The organism is Bradyrhizobium diazoefficiens (assembly GCF_016612535.1).
Taxonomy (GTDB): domain Bacteria; phylum Pseudomonadota; class Alphaproteobacteria; order Rhizobiales; family Xanthobacteraceae; genus Bradyrhizobium; species Bradyrhizobium diazoefficiens_C.
Window position 1 is genome coordinate 2,622,431 of sequence record NZ_JAENXS010000001.1, and the last position, 15,292, is coordinate 2,637,722.

A 15,292-nucleotide genomic window follows, 5' to 3' on the forward strand; every position below is an offset into this window, starting at 1 on the left:
GTTTCATGGATTGGCTCGGCTTCACCATCGTCGTTATCTGCCTGCTCGTGTCGGGCTTCTTCGCCGCGAGCGAGACCGCGCTGACCGGTGCCTCGCGCGCCAGCATGCTGCGGCTGTCCAAGCAGGGTAACCGCGACGCCGACGTGGTCTCGCAACTGCTCGACATGCGTGATCGCCTGATCGGCGCGCTGCTGCTCGGCAACAACATCGCCAATATCAGCGCGTCCGCGTTGGCTACCAGCATCTTTACCGCATGGTTCGGAGATGTCGGCGTGCTCTACGCGACCGGCGTAATGACGGTGCTGGTCGTGATCTTCGCCGAGGTCCTGCCGAAGACCATCGCGATCAACGCGCCGGACCGGATGGCGCTCGCGGTTGCGCGGCCGATGCGGTTGACGATGTACGTGCTGGGGCCGCTACTGCGAATCGTGGAAGTCATCGTGCGCGTGCTGATGCGGCTGTTCGGCCTCGCCGGCGAGCACCAGGCGATCCTGTCGCCGACCGAGCGCCTCCGTGGCGCGGTCGATCTGTTGCACCACGAGGGCAAGGTCGAGAAGCAGGACCGCGACATGCTCGGCGGCCTGCTGGATCTGCGCGAGCTCCAGGTCTCCGACGTCATGATCCATCGCACCGAGATGATGATGATCAACGCCGATCTGCCGGCGGAGGAGCTGGTGCGCGAGGTGCTGGCGACCGAATACACCCGCATTCCGCTGTGGCGCGAGAAGCCGGAAAACATCATCGGCGTGCTCCATGCCAAGGATCTCCTGCGGGCGATCCGCGCCGCCGACGGCGACACCTCGCGCATCGACGTCTCCACCATCGCGCTGCCGCCCTGGTTCGTGCCGGAGATGCGCCCGGTCTCCGAGCAATTGAAGGCATTCCGCCGTCGAAAAACCCATTTCGCGCTGGTCGTCGACGAGTACGGCGAAGTTGAAGGTCTTGTGACGCTGGAAGACATTCTGGAAGAGATCGTCGGGGACATCTCCGACGAGCACGACGTCGTGGTCGCCGGCGTGCGTGCCCAGCCGGACGGCTCGGTCGTCGTCGACGGCTCGGTGCCGATCCGCGACCTCAACCGCGCCATGGACTGGCGTCTGCCCGATCAGGAGGCAACCACGGTCGCGGGCCTCGTCATTCACGAAGCGCAATCGATTCCCGACCGCGGCCAGAGTTTTACGTTCCACGGCTTCCGCTTCCGCGTCCTGCGCCGCGAGCGCAATCGCATCACCGCGCTCCGTATTTCACCGGTGCCGCGCGATGCGGAGCTGGAGGAAGCCAAGCCGAAGCGGGCTGGGACGTCGTTTTGACGCAGTCGCTTTTAGCTCTGAAGCTTCCACATCGTCATGGCCGGGCTTGTCCCGGCCATCCACGTCTTGCCTGCAGCACAAAGAACGTGGATGCCCGGGACAAGCCCGGGCCATGACGACCTCTTGTGACCGCTCAGAGCGACCCTTCCCCCGGCGCCTGCGCGTGGATCGCCAGCGCATGCACGCTGCCGGAAAGTTCCGCGGCCAGCGCTGCATTTATCATGCGGTGGCGGTCGACCCGGCTCTTCCCTTTGAACGCCTGAGACACGATATACACGCGGAAGTGCGTCTCGCCGCTCGGCCTGTGGCCGGCGTGCCCCTCATGCAGATGTGACTCGTCGACGACTTGCAGGCTTTCCGGCGTGAAAGCTTCCCGCAACTTGTTGCTGATAGTGTCTTTCATGACCATGAGCGCCATTAAGGTGCGCGATCGCACTTCGTCAATGCCATAGGCCGCCTCCGGCGGCCGTTCTCAAAGCGCCGAGGCGAAGCTTCGGTTACGGGTAGTCAGCTAATTGCAATGTCAAGACTTGAAGGTTTTTGCATTGCGTAGTCAAAGTTGGTCATGCCGATCGATTCATCCAAGTTCTTCGACTCCATCCGGGTCAAGCCGAAAGGCAAGCAGCCGGAGGCGAAGCCGCGCGACACCGTGGCCAATTGCGAATGGACCGGGTGCCAGAACAAGGGCGCCCACCGCGCGCCGAAGGGGCGCGACAACCAGCGTGAGTACTGGCACTTCTGCTTGAATCACGTGCGCGAGTACAACCAGAACTACAATTTTTTCTCCGGCATGAATGCCGATGCGGTCGCGCGCTATCAGAAAGATGCGCTGACCGGCCATCGCCCGACCTGGAAGATGGGCGCCAATGGCGGCGTCAAGAAGGGGGCGGAGGCCGAGATCGACGGCGCCTTCGATCCGTTCAGCATGTTCCAGGAGCTCAACGGCCGCACCGGCTGGCGCGCCGGCCCGCAGGCCGCGCCCAAGGTCGAGACGCGCAAGATCATGAACGCCGAGCGCAAGGCGCTCCAGGTGATGGGCCTCGGCCCCGACGCTACCCTTGCCGACGTCAAGTCCAAGTACAAGGCGCTGGCGAAGCAGCACCACCCCGACACCAATGGCGGCGACCGCTCCACCGAAGATCGCCTGATCGAGATCATCAAGGCGTATAATTATCTGAAGACGGTGGTGCGGGAGGCCTGACGCACGATCCAGCCTGAAGCATCCAGCCTGAAGCCATCACACTTCAGGCGATCTCCGGGAAGGACAATTCGCAAAGCAGTCCTTCCGGACGCCACTGCCGGCTGACCTTTCCGCGCAAGGTCCGGATGATGCCGTCGACCGCGCCGATGCCGAAGCCCCTCCGCGTCGGTGGCTCCTTGACCCGGGGACCGCCACTCTCCGACCAGTGCAGCACGAGAGGCCCTGCATCGCTGGTCTCCCAGCGAATATCCAATCTGCCCGAGGGCGTCGACAGCGCGCCGTACTTGGCGGCGTTGGTCGCGAGTTCATGCACGGCGACCGCGACCGACTGGGCTAGCGTCGCCGGCAGGTGGATATCGTCGCCTGCGATCCGGATCCGTTCGCCGTCCCGGCTGTCGTAGGGACGGAGTTCCTCTTCGATGATGGTTTTCAGGCTGGCCCCTGTCCATCGCGAATCCGAGAACAGCTTCTGTACGTTGGCAAGCGCGCTGAGCCGGCCCTGGAACACGGCCTGGAACTCCTCGGCGCTATCTGCCTTGGTCAGCCGCAGCATCGCCTGCGCCACTGCGAGCAAATTGTTCGAACGATGATCGACTTCGGACGCGAGAAGCATCATCCGCTGCTCGGCCTGCTTGCGAGCCGTGATATCGACCAGCATGTTCACCGCACCAGCCAATCGGCCGCTTTCATCGCGCAGGGGCGTGGGATACGGCATGAAATAGATCCGTGAGCCGTCAGGCCGTTCGGCAATCGCCTCGACGTCGCGTACGGCGCGGTTCTGCTTCAGGGCGATGGCCATGGGGCATTCAGCGTGCGGGAGCGGCGTGCCGTCCGGCAGATAAAGCTTCCAGGTCACGCACCACATCTCGCCGATTTGCGGCGTGCGTCCGGCAAAATCGATGCAGGCGCGATTGAAGAAGGTGATGCGACCTTCGGCGTCGGTGGTGTAGATTGCGGCAGGCAGCGCCTGGAGCAAATCACGGAATCGCCGTTCAGAATTCGCGCCGGCCTCGCTGCGGCTGACGGCATAGCCGGCGGTGATCGCCCCAATGCTGGCCTCGTTCGCTTCTCCAAACAAGTCCAGCATCGCAATTCAAAATCCACAGGAACAGACATTGACAAGTCTCCAGACGCGGAGACGTTCCATGCCGTTGCGGGACGATGCAGATCGTCCCGCAATCGTGGTCTCGTCAGGGCATGACAGGGGGAGCGAATGGCCCGCCATCATGCAGCTTCCGCGCTATTCGCCCGAAGCCTTCGGCATCGCCCCCACATACGACGAGCTCGGCCGGATCAGCCGTCCCGTCCGCTGCTGCTCGCGCGCATGCGCGGTCCAGCCTGCTGCGCGTGCCACCGCGAAGATCGGCGTGAAGGCCTGGCGCGGGATCGCCAGCGCATCGAGCAGGATCGCGGTGAAGAACTCGACATTGGTCTCCAGCGGCCGCTCAGGATTCTTCTTGCGCAGGGCGCTGCGGATATAGGCCTCGACCTCGCCGGCAAAGGGGAGATCGGCGCCATCGGCTGCGAGCGCCTCGACCGCGGTCTTGAGCACGTCGGCGCGGGGGTCGCGGACGCGATAGACGCGGTGACCAAAACCCATCATCCGCTCGCCGCGTGCCAGCGCCGCATCGACCCAGGGCTGGATACGCTCGCGCGAGCCGATCGCGTCGAGCATTTCCAGCACCGGCTCCGGCGCGCCGCCATGCAGGGGACCGGTCAGCGCGCAATAACCCGCGGTCACCGCGGCGAACAGATCGGCCTGCGTCGAAGCCACCACGCGCGCGGTGAAGGTCGAGGCGTTCATGCCGTGGTCGCTGGCGGTGACGAGATAGGCGTCGAGTGCAGAGACCTCGCGCGCTGCAGGCGCGCGCCCATGCAGCATGCGCAGCGTATCGGCGGCATGGCTCACGCTCGGATCCGGCGCGATCGGGTCGAGCCCTTTCGCGCGCCGGACCAGCGCACCCGCGATCACCGGAAATGCACCGACGATCGTTGCCTCGTGCGCGAGGCCATGCTCTGCGCGAAGCCCCGCGACCGCCGCGCGAAACCCGTCGACGATACCCATGTCTTGGGTGGCCGGCAGCAGCTCGGGCAGGCGCGCGAAGGCGCGCTCGCGCGCCGCACCCAGGCTCGCCCGCACATTCGCTTCGCTGAGCGTGCTCTGGCTCGCCCCGTTCCAGAGCCGGGCGGTGACGCCCTCGAAGCTCGATTTGGCGGCCAGTCGGCCGACATGCTCGCCCGCGATGATCAATTCGCCGCGCTCGCCGTCGACATGGCTCAGTACGGTTTCGGCCGCGGGAACGCCGTCCAGCCCGATCTGGCTTTTGGTGAGGTGGATGTTCATGGCCCAATTCTCCTTGTTCACGAGAGAAAAATCGGGTCTCTCGACAGATTGATCAATCTTGATTACATCAATCAATATGAATAATTCCGAAGAGCTCTACCTCTCTGCCCGGGAAGCCGCCGCCGAGCTCGCGATCTCGCCGGCCACGCTTTACGCCTATGTCAGCCGCGGGCTGATCCGCTCCGAGCCGACGCCGGATTCGCGCAAAAACCGCTACCGCGCCGAGGACGTCCGCGCCCTGAAGGAGCGCCGCGTGCCGTCGCCGGAGCCGCGCGGCCTGCGCAGCTTCGATGCCGATTTGCCGGTGATGGACACCGAGATCTCCACCATCACCGAGGACGGCCCGATCTATCGCGGGGTGAACTGTGTGGATCTTGCCGAGAGCGACACGCTGGAGCACACGGCGACGCTGCTCTGGAATGTCTCGGGCGTCGATCCCTTTGCGCCGGACAACTGCCCCGCTGTGTCCGACGAGATGCGCCTGATCGCACAGGCCGCGCACCGTGCCGCGCCGATCGATCGCGCCATCGCCGTGCTCGCGCTCGCGGCCAGCGCGGATTCCCGCGCCTTCACCCGTGCGCCCGACGGCCGCACCATGGTCGGCGCGCGCATCGTCCGCCTGCTGGTTGCGACCATGCTCAATGCCGAGCCGTCGTCCGAGCCGCTGCACCAGCAGATCGCGCGCGCCTGGGCGCCCGACAACAAGTACGCGCCCGATCTCATCCGTCGCGCGCTGGTGCTGCTCGCCGAGCACGAGCTGAATGCGTCCACCTTCACCGCGCGATGCGCGGCGTCGACCGGGCTCAATCTCTATGATTCCGTCATCGCCGGCCTGGCCGCGCTGAAGGGTCCGAAGCACGGCGGCGCCGGCGTGCTGGCCTCGCAGCTGGTCAAGACGCTGGTCGACCGCGACGTCGAACCGATGGTGCGCGAGCGCGTCGCGCTCGGCGAGCGGTTTGCGGGTTTCGGCCATGGCGTCTACAAGCGCGGCGATCCCCGTGCGCAATCGCTGCTGAATGCTCTGGCGCGCGCCGGCGCGCCGCGCAAATTCACCCGCGAGGTACCCGAGCGGATTGCGGAAGCGACCGGAGAGTTCGTCAACATCGATTATGTGCTCGCCGTGCTCGTGCACGCGCTGCGCCTGCCGGCAGGCAGCGAGCTCGCATTGTTCGCGATGGCTCGCAGCGTCGGCTGGATCGCGCACGCCAGCGAGCAGCTGCAGTTCGGCAAGCTGATCAGACCGCGGGCGAGATATGTGGGACCGGCGCCGGGGCGGAGGACGGGAGCTGGCTCTCAAATTTAAGAGCGATAAAGCTCATTTCTCAGCGTCGTTGCGGCGAAGGCAATGCCCGCGGCTTCGCCGCCGCGACACCGCCGCCGTTGCGGCGGCGATAGATCCAGACCGTCACGCTCACCACGATCGCCACACCGACCACGGTCAGAATCCACATGTGCTTGTAGGGATGCCCGTGATGCGGCAGTCCGGCGTATTCGTGGAGGGCCGATACCGCCAGCACGCCCGGCAGCACATGCGCGGGCGCCCAGACCAGGATCGCGGGGATGTTCACCGCATAGAACCGCGCAGGCGGCATCCCGAGCGCGCCGGCCGTGACGGGCACGAAGGCACGGATCGGCGGCACGAAGCGGGCGAAGAACACGGCCCAAGTGCCGAAGCGATGGAAGAAGCTTTCGCTCTCCTCGACCAGGCGTGGATAATTGGTCAGCGGCCAAGTGCTGAGGATCTTGCGCTGCTGCCGGTGACCGAGCCAATAGGCCGAGCCGTCGCCGAGCAGGGCGCCGATCACTGCGGCCAGCAGCACCCATTGCAGTTTCAGGTCTCCGCCCGGAACCAGCGCGCTGAGCGCCAGGATGATGGTCGAGCCGGGGATCACCGACCCCACCACCGGAACGGCTTCGAGAAGCGCCGCCAGGAACAAGGTCAGATAAGCCAGCCACGCATGGGCAGAAACGAAGGATATCAAGTGATCAAGGAAGGACGTCACGTCGTCTCTGTGTCGGTGGCGGGCATTGGGGTTCAGACCCCTACATAAGTAAGCGAAGGCGGGAAAAGTGCCACTCGCTTGGGCAGGGCGACGTATCCCGCTCGAAATTCGGGCGTGATTCGCAGAGCAGCCTTCCAAAAATCGCGTTCCTTGCCTATCTAAATGAAAAGACAACGGAACTTTGATTGGGAGGCGGGCTTCTGCCCGCACGTTGTCTCTGCTAGGTTCGCAGACGCACCCAGCCGCCGCCAACGTGCAAATAACTGGTCTCGGGATCGCCCGGGACCTCGGAGGATTGATGACGACCGCCGCCTTGTCCAAAGTTGAGGAAGTTTCCGGTCTGCCCGACATGAAGGTGTCGGTGCGCCAGGTGTTCGGGATCGACACCGATCTCGAAGTGCCGGCCTATTCCGAAGTCGATCCTCATGTGCCCGAAGTCGATTCCGACTACCGCTTCGACCGCGCCACCACGCTCGCCATTCTCGCCGGCTTCGCCAAGAACCGCCGTGTCATGGTCACCGGCTACCACGGCACCGGCAAATCCACCCATATCGAGCAGGTCGCGGCGCGCCTGAACTGGCCCTGCGTGCGCGTCAACCTCGACAGCCATATCAGCCGTATCGACCTCGTCGGCAAGGACTCGATCGTGGTCCGCGACGGCAAGCAGGTCACCGAATTCCGCGACGGCATCCTGCCTTGGGCGCTCCAGCACAACATCGCGCTGGTGTTCGACGAATACGACGCCGGCCGACCCGACGTGATGTTCGTGATCCAGCGCGTACTGGAAGTCTCCGGCCGCCTGACACTGCTCGACCAAAACAAGGTGATCAAGCCGCATCCGGCGTTCCGGATGTTCTCGACCGCCAACACCGTGGGTCTCGGCGACACCTCGGGCCTCTATCACGGCACCCAGCAGATCAACCAGGGCCAGATGGACCGCTGGTCGATCGTCACCACGCTCAACTACCTCAGCCATGACGAGGAAGTGGAGATCGTGCTGGCGAAGGCCAAGCACTATCGCACCCCGGAGGGCCGCGACATCGTCAACAAGATGGTCCGCCTTGCCGATCTCTCCCGTAACGCCTTCGCCAATGGCGATCTGTCGACGGTGATGAGCCCGCGCACGGTGATCACCTGGGCTGAGAACGCCGACATCTTCGGCGATATCGGCTTCGCGTTCCGGGTCACCTTCCTCAACAAATGCGACGAGCTCGAACGTCCGCTGGTTGCCGAGTTCTACCAGCGCTGCTTCAACGCGGAGCTGCCGGAATCGTCGGTGAACGTGGCGCTGAGCTAAGGTTTGAGATGTCGTCCCGGCGGGACCCATACCGCGTGATGTCTCGTTTGAACGCCACTGAGAGTTTCCTGACACAAGAGCGGCCGGTGGTTATGGGTCCCGGCCTTCGCTGGGACGACAGATAGGGTCAGATGACCACCTCCAACTCCAAATTCCGTAACACCAAGGAAGCGCCGACCGAGCCGTTCAAGCGCTCGGTGGCCTCCTGCCTCAAGGCGATCGCGAAATCGCCCGAGCTCGACGTTTCCTTCGCCGCGGAGCGTCCCGGCCTCGCGCCCGGCAAGGCGCGGCTGCCCGAGCCGGCGCGGAAGATGACCAAGCGCGACGCCGCGATCGTGCGCGGCCACGCCGATTCCATCGCGCTCAAGATCGCCTGTCACGACGCGAAACTGCATCGCAAGCTGATGCCCGGCAATCCGCAGGCGCGCGGCGTGTTCGAGGCGGTCGAGCAGGCCCGCGTCGAGGCGATCGGCGCGCGCCGCATGGCGGGCGTGGCCAAGAATCTCACTGCGATGCTCGACGACCACTTCCATCGCGGCAAGTTCGACGAGATCACCGACCGCGCCGACGCCCCGCTGGCGGATGCGCTGGCGATGCTGGTGCGCGAGCGCCTGACCGGGCTGGCGCCGCCCACGGCTGCGAAGAAGATGGTCGATCTCTGGCGTCCGATTCTCGAAGACAAGATCGGCAAGCGGCTCGACCGGCTCGATGGCGTGGTCGAGGACCAGACCAGGTTCGGCGATGCCGTGCATGATCTCCTGACGGCGCTCGATATCGGCGACGAGCGCAGCGCCGACAGCGAGGACAATGAGGACAACGACGAGAACCAGGACGGCGACAACGATCAGTCCGGCGCCGAGGGCTCGCCCGATTCCGACGCTGCGCAAGAGATGAGCGCCGACCAGGCGCAGGCGTCTTCGGAAGATATGAGCGAGAGCGCGATGGAAAGCGCGCAGGCCTCGACCTCGGATACCTTCGACGACGGCGAACTCGGCGACGACGAGACCCCGGGCGAGGCGACGCGTCCGAACGCGCATGGCAAGAACGAGCCGCGCGGTCCGGAATATCACGCCTTCGCGCCGAAATTCGACGAAGTCATCGCCGCCGAAGATCTCTGCGACCATGACGAGCTGGAGCGTCTGCGGGCCTATCTCGACAAGCAGCTCGCGCATCTGCAAGGCATCGTCGCCCGCCTCGCCAACCGGCTGCAGCGGCGTTTGATGGCGCAGCAGAACCGCGCCTGGGAGTTCGACCTCGAAGAGGGCATTCTCGACCCCGCGCGGCTGTCGCGCGTGGTGACCGATCCCTATCATCCGCTGTCCTTCATGCACGAGAAGGAGGCGACGTTCCGCGACACCGTGGTGACGCTGCTGCTCGACAATTCCGGCTCGATGCGCGGACGCCCCATTACAGTGGCGGCGACCTGCGCCGACATTCTCGCGCGCACGCTGGAGCGTTGCGGCGTCAAGGTCGAGATTTTGGGTTTCACCACGCGCGCCTGGAAGGGCGGGCAATCGCGCGAGGCGTGGCTTGCCGCCGGCAAGCCGGCCAGCCCCGGCCGTCTCAACGATCTCCGCCACATCATCTACAAGTCGGCGGATGCCCCCTGGCGTCGTGCGCGAAAAAATCTTGGCTTGATGATGCGCGAGGGGCTGCTGAAGGAGAACATCGACGGCGAGGCGCTCGACTGGGCGCACAAGCGCCTGCTGGCGAGGGCCGAGCAGCGCAAGATCCTGATGATGATCTCGGACGGTGCGCCGGTCGACGATTCCACGCTGTCGGTCAATCCCGGCAACTATCTCGAGCGGCATCTGCGCCACATCATCGAGGAGATCGAGACCCGCTCGCCGGTCGAGCTGATCGCGATCGGCATCGGCCATGACGTCACGCGCTACTATCGCCGCGCGGTGACGATCGTGGACGCGGAGGAACTCGGCGGCGCCATCACCGAAAAGCTCGCCGAACTCTTCAGCGAGACCAACACGGCGCCCACGCAACCGGCCAATCGCCCGCGACGCAAACTGCATTCGTGAGCACGCACTCGTCCCGCCGCAGCTTCATCGGCCACGCGGCGGCGGGATTTTCCACTCTCGCTCTGTCCCCGTACGCGCACGCACAGGCCGCGCCAAAACCGGCGCAGCCCGAGCACGCCGTCACCGCGCCTGCCGCGATCGAGGTCAATTCGCGGCCGATTCCCGATTTCGAGCCGCGCGACCGGTCGCGCACGCGCTTCGGCTCATTGCAATATCGCAGCGGGCTCGTTCTGACCTCGCCGCATCGCGGTTTTGGCGGCCTGTCCGGCTTCCGCTTCCTCGACGACAAGGGTGAGCATTTTCTCGCGTTGTCCGACCAGGGCAGCTGGTTTACAGGCCGCATCCGCTATGCCGGCGGCAAGATGGTCGGGCTCGACGATGTCGAGGCGGCGCCCATGCTCAACGCCGAGGGGCGGCCGATCACGGAGAAGCGGCTCTGGTACGATACCGAGTCGCTCGCGCGCGACGGCTCGCTCGTTTATGTCGGGCTCGAACGCGTCAACCAGATCATGCGCTTCGATTTCGCCAAAGGCGGCACGCGGGCCCGCGGCGAGGTGCTGCCGACGCCGGGAGCGTTGCGCAAGCTGCCCTACAACAAGGGGCTCGAGGCGCTGGTGTTCGTGCCGAAAGGCCAGCCGCTCGCGGACACGCTGATCGCGATGTCCGAAGGCGGCTTCGACGCCGACGGCAATCTGATCGGCTTCCTGATCGGCGGTCCGACGCCGGGCCAGTTCAGCATCCACCGAACCGACCAGCAGTTCATCAGCGACGCGGTGCTGCTGCCGTCGGGCGAGCTGCTCATCCTCGAGCGCAAATTCTCCTGGTTCACCGGCATCGACATCCGCATCCGGTCGATCCCCCTGAAGACCATCGCGCCCGGCGCATTGGTCGACGGCCCCGTGCTGTTTCACGCCGATCTCGGCCACGAGGTCGACAACATGGAAGGCATCGACGCCCACGTCACGGCGGAGGGCGAGACCGTGCTGACGATGGTGTCGGACGATAATTTTTCGCTGCTCCAGCGCACCCTGCTGTTGCAGTTCACGCTGGCGGAGTAGCCGCAATGCATGGCCTCGCTAGCGGCCATGCCGCCTGCGCAACTGGCAATTCGCGATCCGCCACCTAAACTTCATGCAATCGCTTCCATCCCTCCCATCCCCGGATCCCCGCATGAGCGCCCTGTTTTCCCCGATCAAGCTGCGCGGCCTGACTTTGAAGAACCGCGTCGTGGTGTCGCCGATGTGCCAATATTCGGCCGAAGACGGCGTTCCCACCGACTGGCATTTCACCCACATCAACAATCTGGCGCTGTCGGGCGCGTCGATGTTCTGCATCGAGGCGACCCATGTCGAGGCGATCGGCCGCATCACGCCGGGCTGTCTCGGGCTCTACAGCGACGCCTCCGAGGCCGCGCTGAAGCAGATACTCACCTCGGTGCGCAAACATTCGCACACCGCGATCGCGATGCAGCTCGCCCATGCGGGCCGCAAGGCAAGCAGCGCGCGGCCCTGGGACGGCGGCCAGCTCATCCCCGAGGCGCAAGGCGGCTGGCAGGCCGTGGCGCCGTCGGCGGTGCCGCACAAGGAGGGCGAGGCCGCGCCGCTGGCGCTCGATGCCGCGGGCCTGAAGCGCATCCGCGACGCCTTTGTCGACTCGGCAAAACGCGCGGAGCGCATCGGCATCGACGCCCTCGAGCTGCACGGCGCCCACGGCTATCTGCTGCATCAGTTCCTGTCGCCGATCTCGAACAAGCGCACCGACGAATACGGCGGCTCGCTTGAGAACCGCATGCGCTTCCCGCTCGAAATCTACGACGCGGTGCGCGAGGTATTCCCGCACGAAAAACCGGTCGGCATGCGGGTGTCGTCGACCGATTGGGTCGAAGGCGGCTGGGATCTGGCGCAGACCATCGAGTTTGCGAAAGCGCTGAAGGCGCGCGGCGTCGACTGGATCGATGCCTCCTCCGGCGGCGTCTCGCCGCTGCAGAAGATCCCGCTCGGCCCCGGCTATCAGGTGCAGTTCGCGGACGCCATCAAGCGCGAGGCGGGACTGCCGACCATCGCCGTCGGCCTGATCACGGAAGGCAAGCAGGCTGAAGAGATCGTGGCATCCGGCAAGGCCGACATGGTCGCGCTCGCCCGCGGCATGCTCTACGACCCCCGCTGGGGCTGGCACGCCGCGGCTGACGTCGGCGGCGTCGTCGAAGCCCCGCCGCAATATTGGCGCTCGCAGCCGTCGACGCAGAAGGAGCTGTTCGGCAAGACGTCGTTCGGGGCGCGGTGAGGCGCGCGTATGGCGCGACAACAATGGTGTCGTCCCGGCGCAGGCCGGGATCCATACCGCGTGATCTATCGATTCAAAGGGCGGACGACACCGAGAGTGTGGAGACGCCGCCGCGTCCCTGACCCCCGACCTCACGCATCCGTAACTCCCCTTACCTTCCACCCGTCGCAAAACAGGCCTAACCTCCGCAGCACTCAACGCTGCGCGAGGCCCGCCATGCGATTTGCTGTCCGCAAGACTGCCCATGTGCTGGAACGGATTGGCCTCGCGATGGCGGGCGCGGCCTGCGGGTTGTTCGTCGGCGCCCATGTCGGCTCCGCGATCCCGTCGCTCACCACGCAGGGGTTTCTGCTCTTGATGATGCTGCTCGGCGCGGTCGGCTTCTATCTCGGCATCGACACGCCGCAGCTGCCGTTCGACGAGGCGCACAGCGAGATCGACGCCGCGGAACTGCTGAGTTCCGCCGGCACGCTCTGCGCCACGCTCGCGGCGCTGGCCTCGGTCGCCGTCATCGTGCTCCGCCTCGAGCCGGATGGCGCGCTGACCTGGCTGGTGTTCCTCGGCTGGATCGCCGGCGTCGCCATGCAGATCGTCGCGGGCGCCAAGGCGCGGATGCGGGGGTAGGCAAGATCCTAAAACACCACGCCGACTTTCGTGCCGCGCTTCCAGGCGATGCGGCAGCGCTTCTTGGTGTTGACGTGCAGCAGCTCGAACCGATCGGGAATCTTCACCTGACCGCCGAGATCGATGCAGGCGCCGCCCGGCGAATAGTCGACCAGCGTGCAGGGGATCACCGGCGCGCGCGCGTCGGTGATGATCTTGGCCTGGCGGGAGACCAGGCCTGCAGGTTTGACACGGGCATGTCGGCGCGGATGCATTGGCACTCTCCTCCAATTCCGCAAGGCGCGGCGGGTCTGTCCCATCATGGGGGGCAGGTGATGCGATCCGCCTAAGGCGGGCGGGAGAATTTTAATGAAAAGTAGCGTGGAATGCGGAAAGCGGAGGTAGCGGGGTGGGATGGTGCACCAACCGCCGCCTCAAACTCCGCCGTCGTCCCGGCCTAGTGCGCAATTGCGCACGGGGGGCCGGGATCCATACCGCGTGGTCTTTCGGCTGTGGGAAGCAGAAGTACCAAACCACGAGTCTTCGCCAAACTTCTCCCTGGGGGTATGGGTCCCGGCCTTCGCCGGGACGACACTTTTGGTGTGGCGCCGCCATCGCCCAGCATCACCCTGCCACAATCTCCCCCACCTCCGTCTCAGCCCCCACCCCCGGCGCCACCGGCATTGCCACCGTCACATACGCCTTCGGCAGGTTCACCGGCCGATAATCCGGCTCCACCGCCATGCGCTTGACCACGCTCTCATGCACATGCGCGCCTTCGGGAATCAGGCGCGGTTCGCCATCGGGGATGTAGAAGCCGAAAAACACCGTCCGCTCCGGCCATTCCTTGTAGCTCGCGCGCTTCGGCAAAAATTCCAGCACGCGCCAGGCCGCGCTCATCGAATTGTGCAGCACGCCCGCCTTGCCGGTAAAAGCCGGCGGGACGTAGCTGAATGGGCTCCCCTTGCGCTGAACGCCCCAGGCGAGCTGGTTCACGGTGCTTGGGTTGAACTTCAGCCCGGCCTTGGTCGCCTCGTCGATCATCCACAGCAGCGGATATTTCGAGTCCGCACTCTCGGTCTCCGGATAGCCGCCGCCGACGTCGCAATGCACGCCGGCGAACCACACCTGAAGGATGTCCTGCGGCTCCTTCTTCTCGTCGGGCACGTAGCGGTTGCGCCAGTAGTCCTGCGGCTCCTCGTACGCTTTCAGGCGGAACATGCAGCGCCGCTCGTCGATCGCGATCGCCTGGCGAAAAATGTTCACGCTCGGATTGCGCAGCGTGAAGGCGAGTTCCTCCAGGCTGAAGACGAGGAAGAAGACGTCGCGCCGCGGCACGATCACGCTCGCCACCGTGTCCCACACGCCGATGAAATGGATGGTCGGCCAGCGCGTCGAGGTGATGCGCGCAAATTGCGCGGCGAGATCGAATGCGTCCTTCGGCAGCGGCCCCTGGTCGTCGACGACGACGTCCTTGAGGTCCTCGATGTCGTTGCCGCGCCCGAGCCCGGAATATTGCTTGTAGGCGACGAGGCCGCTTCCTGCGAGGTTGGCCTGCTCCGGCGAGATCAGCCCGATTTTGTGGATTAGCCCCGCCAGCACGCGCACCGTGTAAGCACCGCGCGAAAAGCCGAACAAATAGATGCGGTCGCCCGGCGCGTAATGCGCGACCAGGAAGCAATAGGCCGCGAGCACGTTGTCATCGAGCCCGTAGCCGGTGGCGAGCCCCAGCACCAGCTTGATGTCAGACTTCCAGCGATTCCACGTCGACGGCTCCGTCACCGTGCCGACGCCGGGATCGTAGAACACCATCTGCCGCGGATGCGTCTTGTCCGTCTTGCGCAGGCAGCGATAGAGCTTCAGGACGTTGGAGATATTTTCCGATATCTCGTTGCCGGTGCCGTCACAGCAGACGACGAGGTTTTTCGGTTCGGATTTGTGCTCGTGCTGGCCATCATGCTCCACGGTCCGCCCCTCCCGGTGATGCTACCGGAGCGAGTATAGCGGAAAACCGCGACGGAGAAGAGACGGCGGAGGAGGTGGGCTATTTCGGCTATCATGCTCGCAGTGTCTGGCCGCGAGCGCGATGGCACTTGATTGGATCGATTTGGCCGCGGGCTCCTCAACCTCTCCCGCTTGCGGGGGAGGTCGGCGCGTAGCGCCGGGTGGGGGCTCGCTCCTCATAGGGAGTGCCCATTGCGGAAGCACCCCCACCCCA

At 65.2% G+C, this 15,292-nt stretch carries 14 protein-coding genes; 8 read left to right on the forward strand and 6 right to left on the reverse strand.

The genetic code is table 11. The features are described 5' to 3' along the window. The first annotated feature begins 5 nt into the window (after window positions 1-5). On the forward strand, window positions 6-1,310 hold the full coding sequence (locus JJE66_RS12335; protein WP_200514531.1) for an HlyC/CorC family transporter: 1,305 nt from the start codon (window positions 6-8) through the stop codon (window positions 1,308-1,310). A 133-nt stretch (window positions 1,311-1,443) separates the two neighbouring features. On the opposite strand, the gene JJE66_RS12340 is transcribed toward JJE66_RS12335, so the two are convergent. Then, complete coding sequence (locus JJE66_RS12340; RefSeq protein WP_246756348.1) at window positions 1,444-1,719, reverse strand: BolA family transcriptional regulator; 276 nt, start codon at window positions 1,717-1,719, stop codon at window positions 1,444-1,446. Window positions 1,720-1,875: 156 nt separating this feature from the next. Here JJE66_RS12340 and JJE66_RS12345 point away from each other — a divergent pair, with 156 nt between their 5' ends. Next, window positions 1,876-2,511, forward strand: coding sequence for a J domain-containing protein (locus JJE66_RS12345; protein WP_200514533.1), 636 nt, complete (start codon window positions 1,876-1,878; stop codon window positions 2,509-2,511). A 43-nt stretch (window positions 2,512-2,554) separates the two neighbouring features. On the opposite strand, the gene JJE66_RS12350 is transcribed toward JJE66_RS12345, so the two are convergent. Continuing rightward, a complete protein-coding gene (locus tag JJE66_RS12350) occupies window positions 2,555-3,598 on the reverse strand; it encodes an HWE histidine kinase domain-containing protein (RefSeq protein WP_200514534.1) in 1,044 nt (347 codons plus the stop codon). A 153-nt stretch (window positions 3,599-3,751) separates the two neighbouring features. Further along, the gene (locus tag JJE66_RS12355) at window positions 3,752-4,855 is read right to left on the reverse strand and encodes a citrate synthase/methylcitrate synthase (RefSeq protein ID WP_200514535.1); all 1,104 of its coding nucleotides are present in this window, start codon (window positions 4,853-4,855) and stop codon (window positions 3,752-3,754) included. Window positions 4,856-4,931: 76 nt separating this feature from the next. On the opposite strand from JJE66_RS12355, the gene JJE66_RS12360 reads away from it, so the two are divergent. Next, window positions 4,932-6,158 carry a citrate synthase family protein gene (locus JJE66_RS12360; RefSeq protein ID WP_200514536.1) on the forward strand — a complete coding sequence of 409 codons (1,227 nt, stop codon included), beginning with the start codon at window positions 4,932-4,934 and terminating at the stop codon, window positions 6,156-6,158. A gap of 19 nt (window positions 6,159-6,177) precedes the next feature. Here JJE66_RS12360 and JJE66_RS12365 read toward each other — a convergent pair whose 3' ends face one another. Next, on the reverse strand, window positions 6,178-6,858 hold the full coding sequence (locus JJE66_RS12365; RefSeq protein ID WP_200514537.1) for a DedA family protein: 681 nt from the start codon (window positions 6,856-6,858) through the stop codon (window positions 6,178-6,180). A 298-nt stretch (window positions 6,859-7,156) separates the two neighbouring features. Between JJE66_RS12365 and cobS the strand changes: the two genes are divergently transcribed. From cobS to JJE66_RS12390, 5 genes are all read left to right on the forward strand, one after another. Continuing rightward, on the forward strand, window positions 7,157-8,155 hold the full coding sequence (gene cobS / locus JJE66_RS12370) for a cobaltochelatase subunit CobS (protein ID WP_200514538.1): 999 nt from the start codon (window positions 7,157-7,159) through the stop codon (window positions 8,153-8,155). A gap of 131 nt (window positions 8,156-8,286) precedes the next feature. Beyond that, a complete protein-coding gene (gene cobT / locus JJE66_RS12375) occupies window positions 8,287-10,188 on the forward strand; it encodes a cobaltochelatase subunit CobT (RefSeq protein WP_200514539.1) in 1,902 nt (633 codons plus the stop codon). Continuing rightward, window positions 10,185-11,246, forward strand: coding sequence for an esterase-like activity of phytase family protein (locus JJE66_RS12380; protein WP_200514540.1), 1,062 nt, complete (start codon window positions 10,185-10,187; stop codon window positions 11,244-11,246). Before cobT ends, JJE66_RS12380 begins: the two co-directional genes overlap by 4 nt. Window positions 11,247-11,358: 112 nt before the next feature. Next, the gene (locus tag JJE66_RS12385) at window positions 11,359-12,471 is read left to right on the forward strand and encodes an NADH:flavin oxidoreductase/NADH oxidase (protein ID WP_200514541.1); all 1,113 of its coding nucleotides are present in this window, start codon (window positions 11,359-11,361) and stop codon (window positions 12,469-12,471) included. Between the two features lie 216 nt (window positions 12,472-12,687). Beyond that, on the forward strand, window positions 12,688-13,095 hold the full coding sequence (locus JJE66_RS12390; protein ID WP_200514542.1) for a hypothetical protein: 408 nt from the start codon (window positions 12,688-12,690) through the stop codon (window positions 13,093-13,095). A gap of 8 nt (window positions 13,096-13,103) precedes the next feature. Here the strand turns inward: JJE66_RS12390 and JJE66_RS12395 are convergent, their stop codons facing one another. Together JJE66_RS12395 and JJE66_RS12400 are read right to left on the reverse strand one after the other, a co-directional pair. After that, complete coding sequence (locus JJE66_RS12395) at window positions 13,104-13,349, reverse strand: PilZ domain-containing protein (RefSeq protein ID WP_200514543.1); 246 nt, start codon at window positions 13,347-13,349, stop codon at window positions 13,104-13,106. A gap of 349 nt (window positions 13,350-13,698) precedes the next feature. After that, window positions 13,699-15,039: a DUF2235 domain-containing protein gene (locus tag JJE66_RS12400; RefSeq protein ID WP_200514544.1), complete on the reverse strand. Its 1,341-nt coding sequence runs from the start codon at window positions 15,037-15,039 to the stop codon at window positions 13,699-13,701. Between the last annotated feature and the right edge of the window lie 253 nt (window positions 15,040-15,292).

Excerpts from the sequence above, each read along its gene's own strand:
- JJE66_RS12395 (WP_200514543.1), bottom strand. The coding sequence starts at position 13,349 with ATGCATCCGCGCCGACATGCCCGTGTCAAACCTGCAGGCCTGGTCTCC.
- JJE66_RS12360 (WP_200514536.1), top strand. The coding sequence starts at position 4,932 with ATGAATAATTCCGAAGAGCTCTACCTCTCTGCCCGGGAAGCCGCCGCC.
- cobT (WP_200514539.1), top strand. The coding sequence starts at position 8,287 with ATGACCACCTCCAACTCCAAATTCCGTAACACCAAGGAAGCGCCGACC.
- JJE66_RS12390 (WP_200514542.1), top strand. The coding sequence starts at position 12,688 with ATGCGATTTGCTGTCCGCAAGACTGCCCATGTGCTGGAACGGATTGGC.
- JJE66_RS12350 (WP_200514534.1), bottom strand. The coding sequence starts at position 3,598 with ATGCTGGACTTGTTTGGAGAAGCGAACGAGGCCAGCATTGGGGCGATC.
- JJE66_RS12355 (WP_200514535.1), bottom strand. The coding sequence starts at position 4,855 with ATGAACATCCACCTCACCAAAAGCCAGATCGGGCTGGACGGCGTTCCC.
- JJE66_RS12345 (WP_200514533.1), top strand. The coding sequence starts at position 1,876 with ATGCCGATCGATTCATCCAAGTTCTTCGACTCCATCCGGGTCAAGCCG.
- cobS (WP_200514538.1), top strand. The coding sequence starts at position 7,157 with ATGACGACCGCCGCCTTGTCCAAAGTTGAGGAAGTTTCCGGTCTGCCC.
- JJE66_RS12335 (WP_200514531.1), top strand. The coding sequence starts at position 6 with ATGGATTGGCTCGGCTTCACCATCGTCGTTATCTGCCTGCTCGTGTCG.
- JJE66_RS12385 (WP_200514541.1), top strand. The coding sequence starts at position 11,359 with ATGAGCGCCCTGTTTTCCCCGATCAAGCTGCGCGGCCTGACTTTGAAG.
- JJE66_RS12340 (WP_246756348.1), bottom strand. The coding sequence starts at position 1,719 with ATGGTCATGAAAGACACTATCAGCAACAAGTTGCGGGAAGCTTTCACG.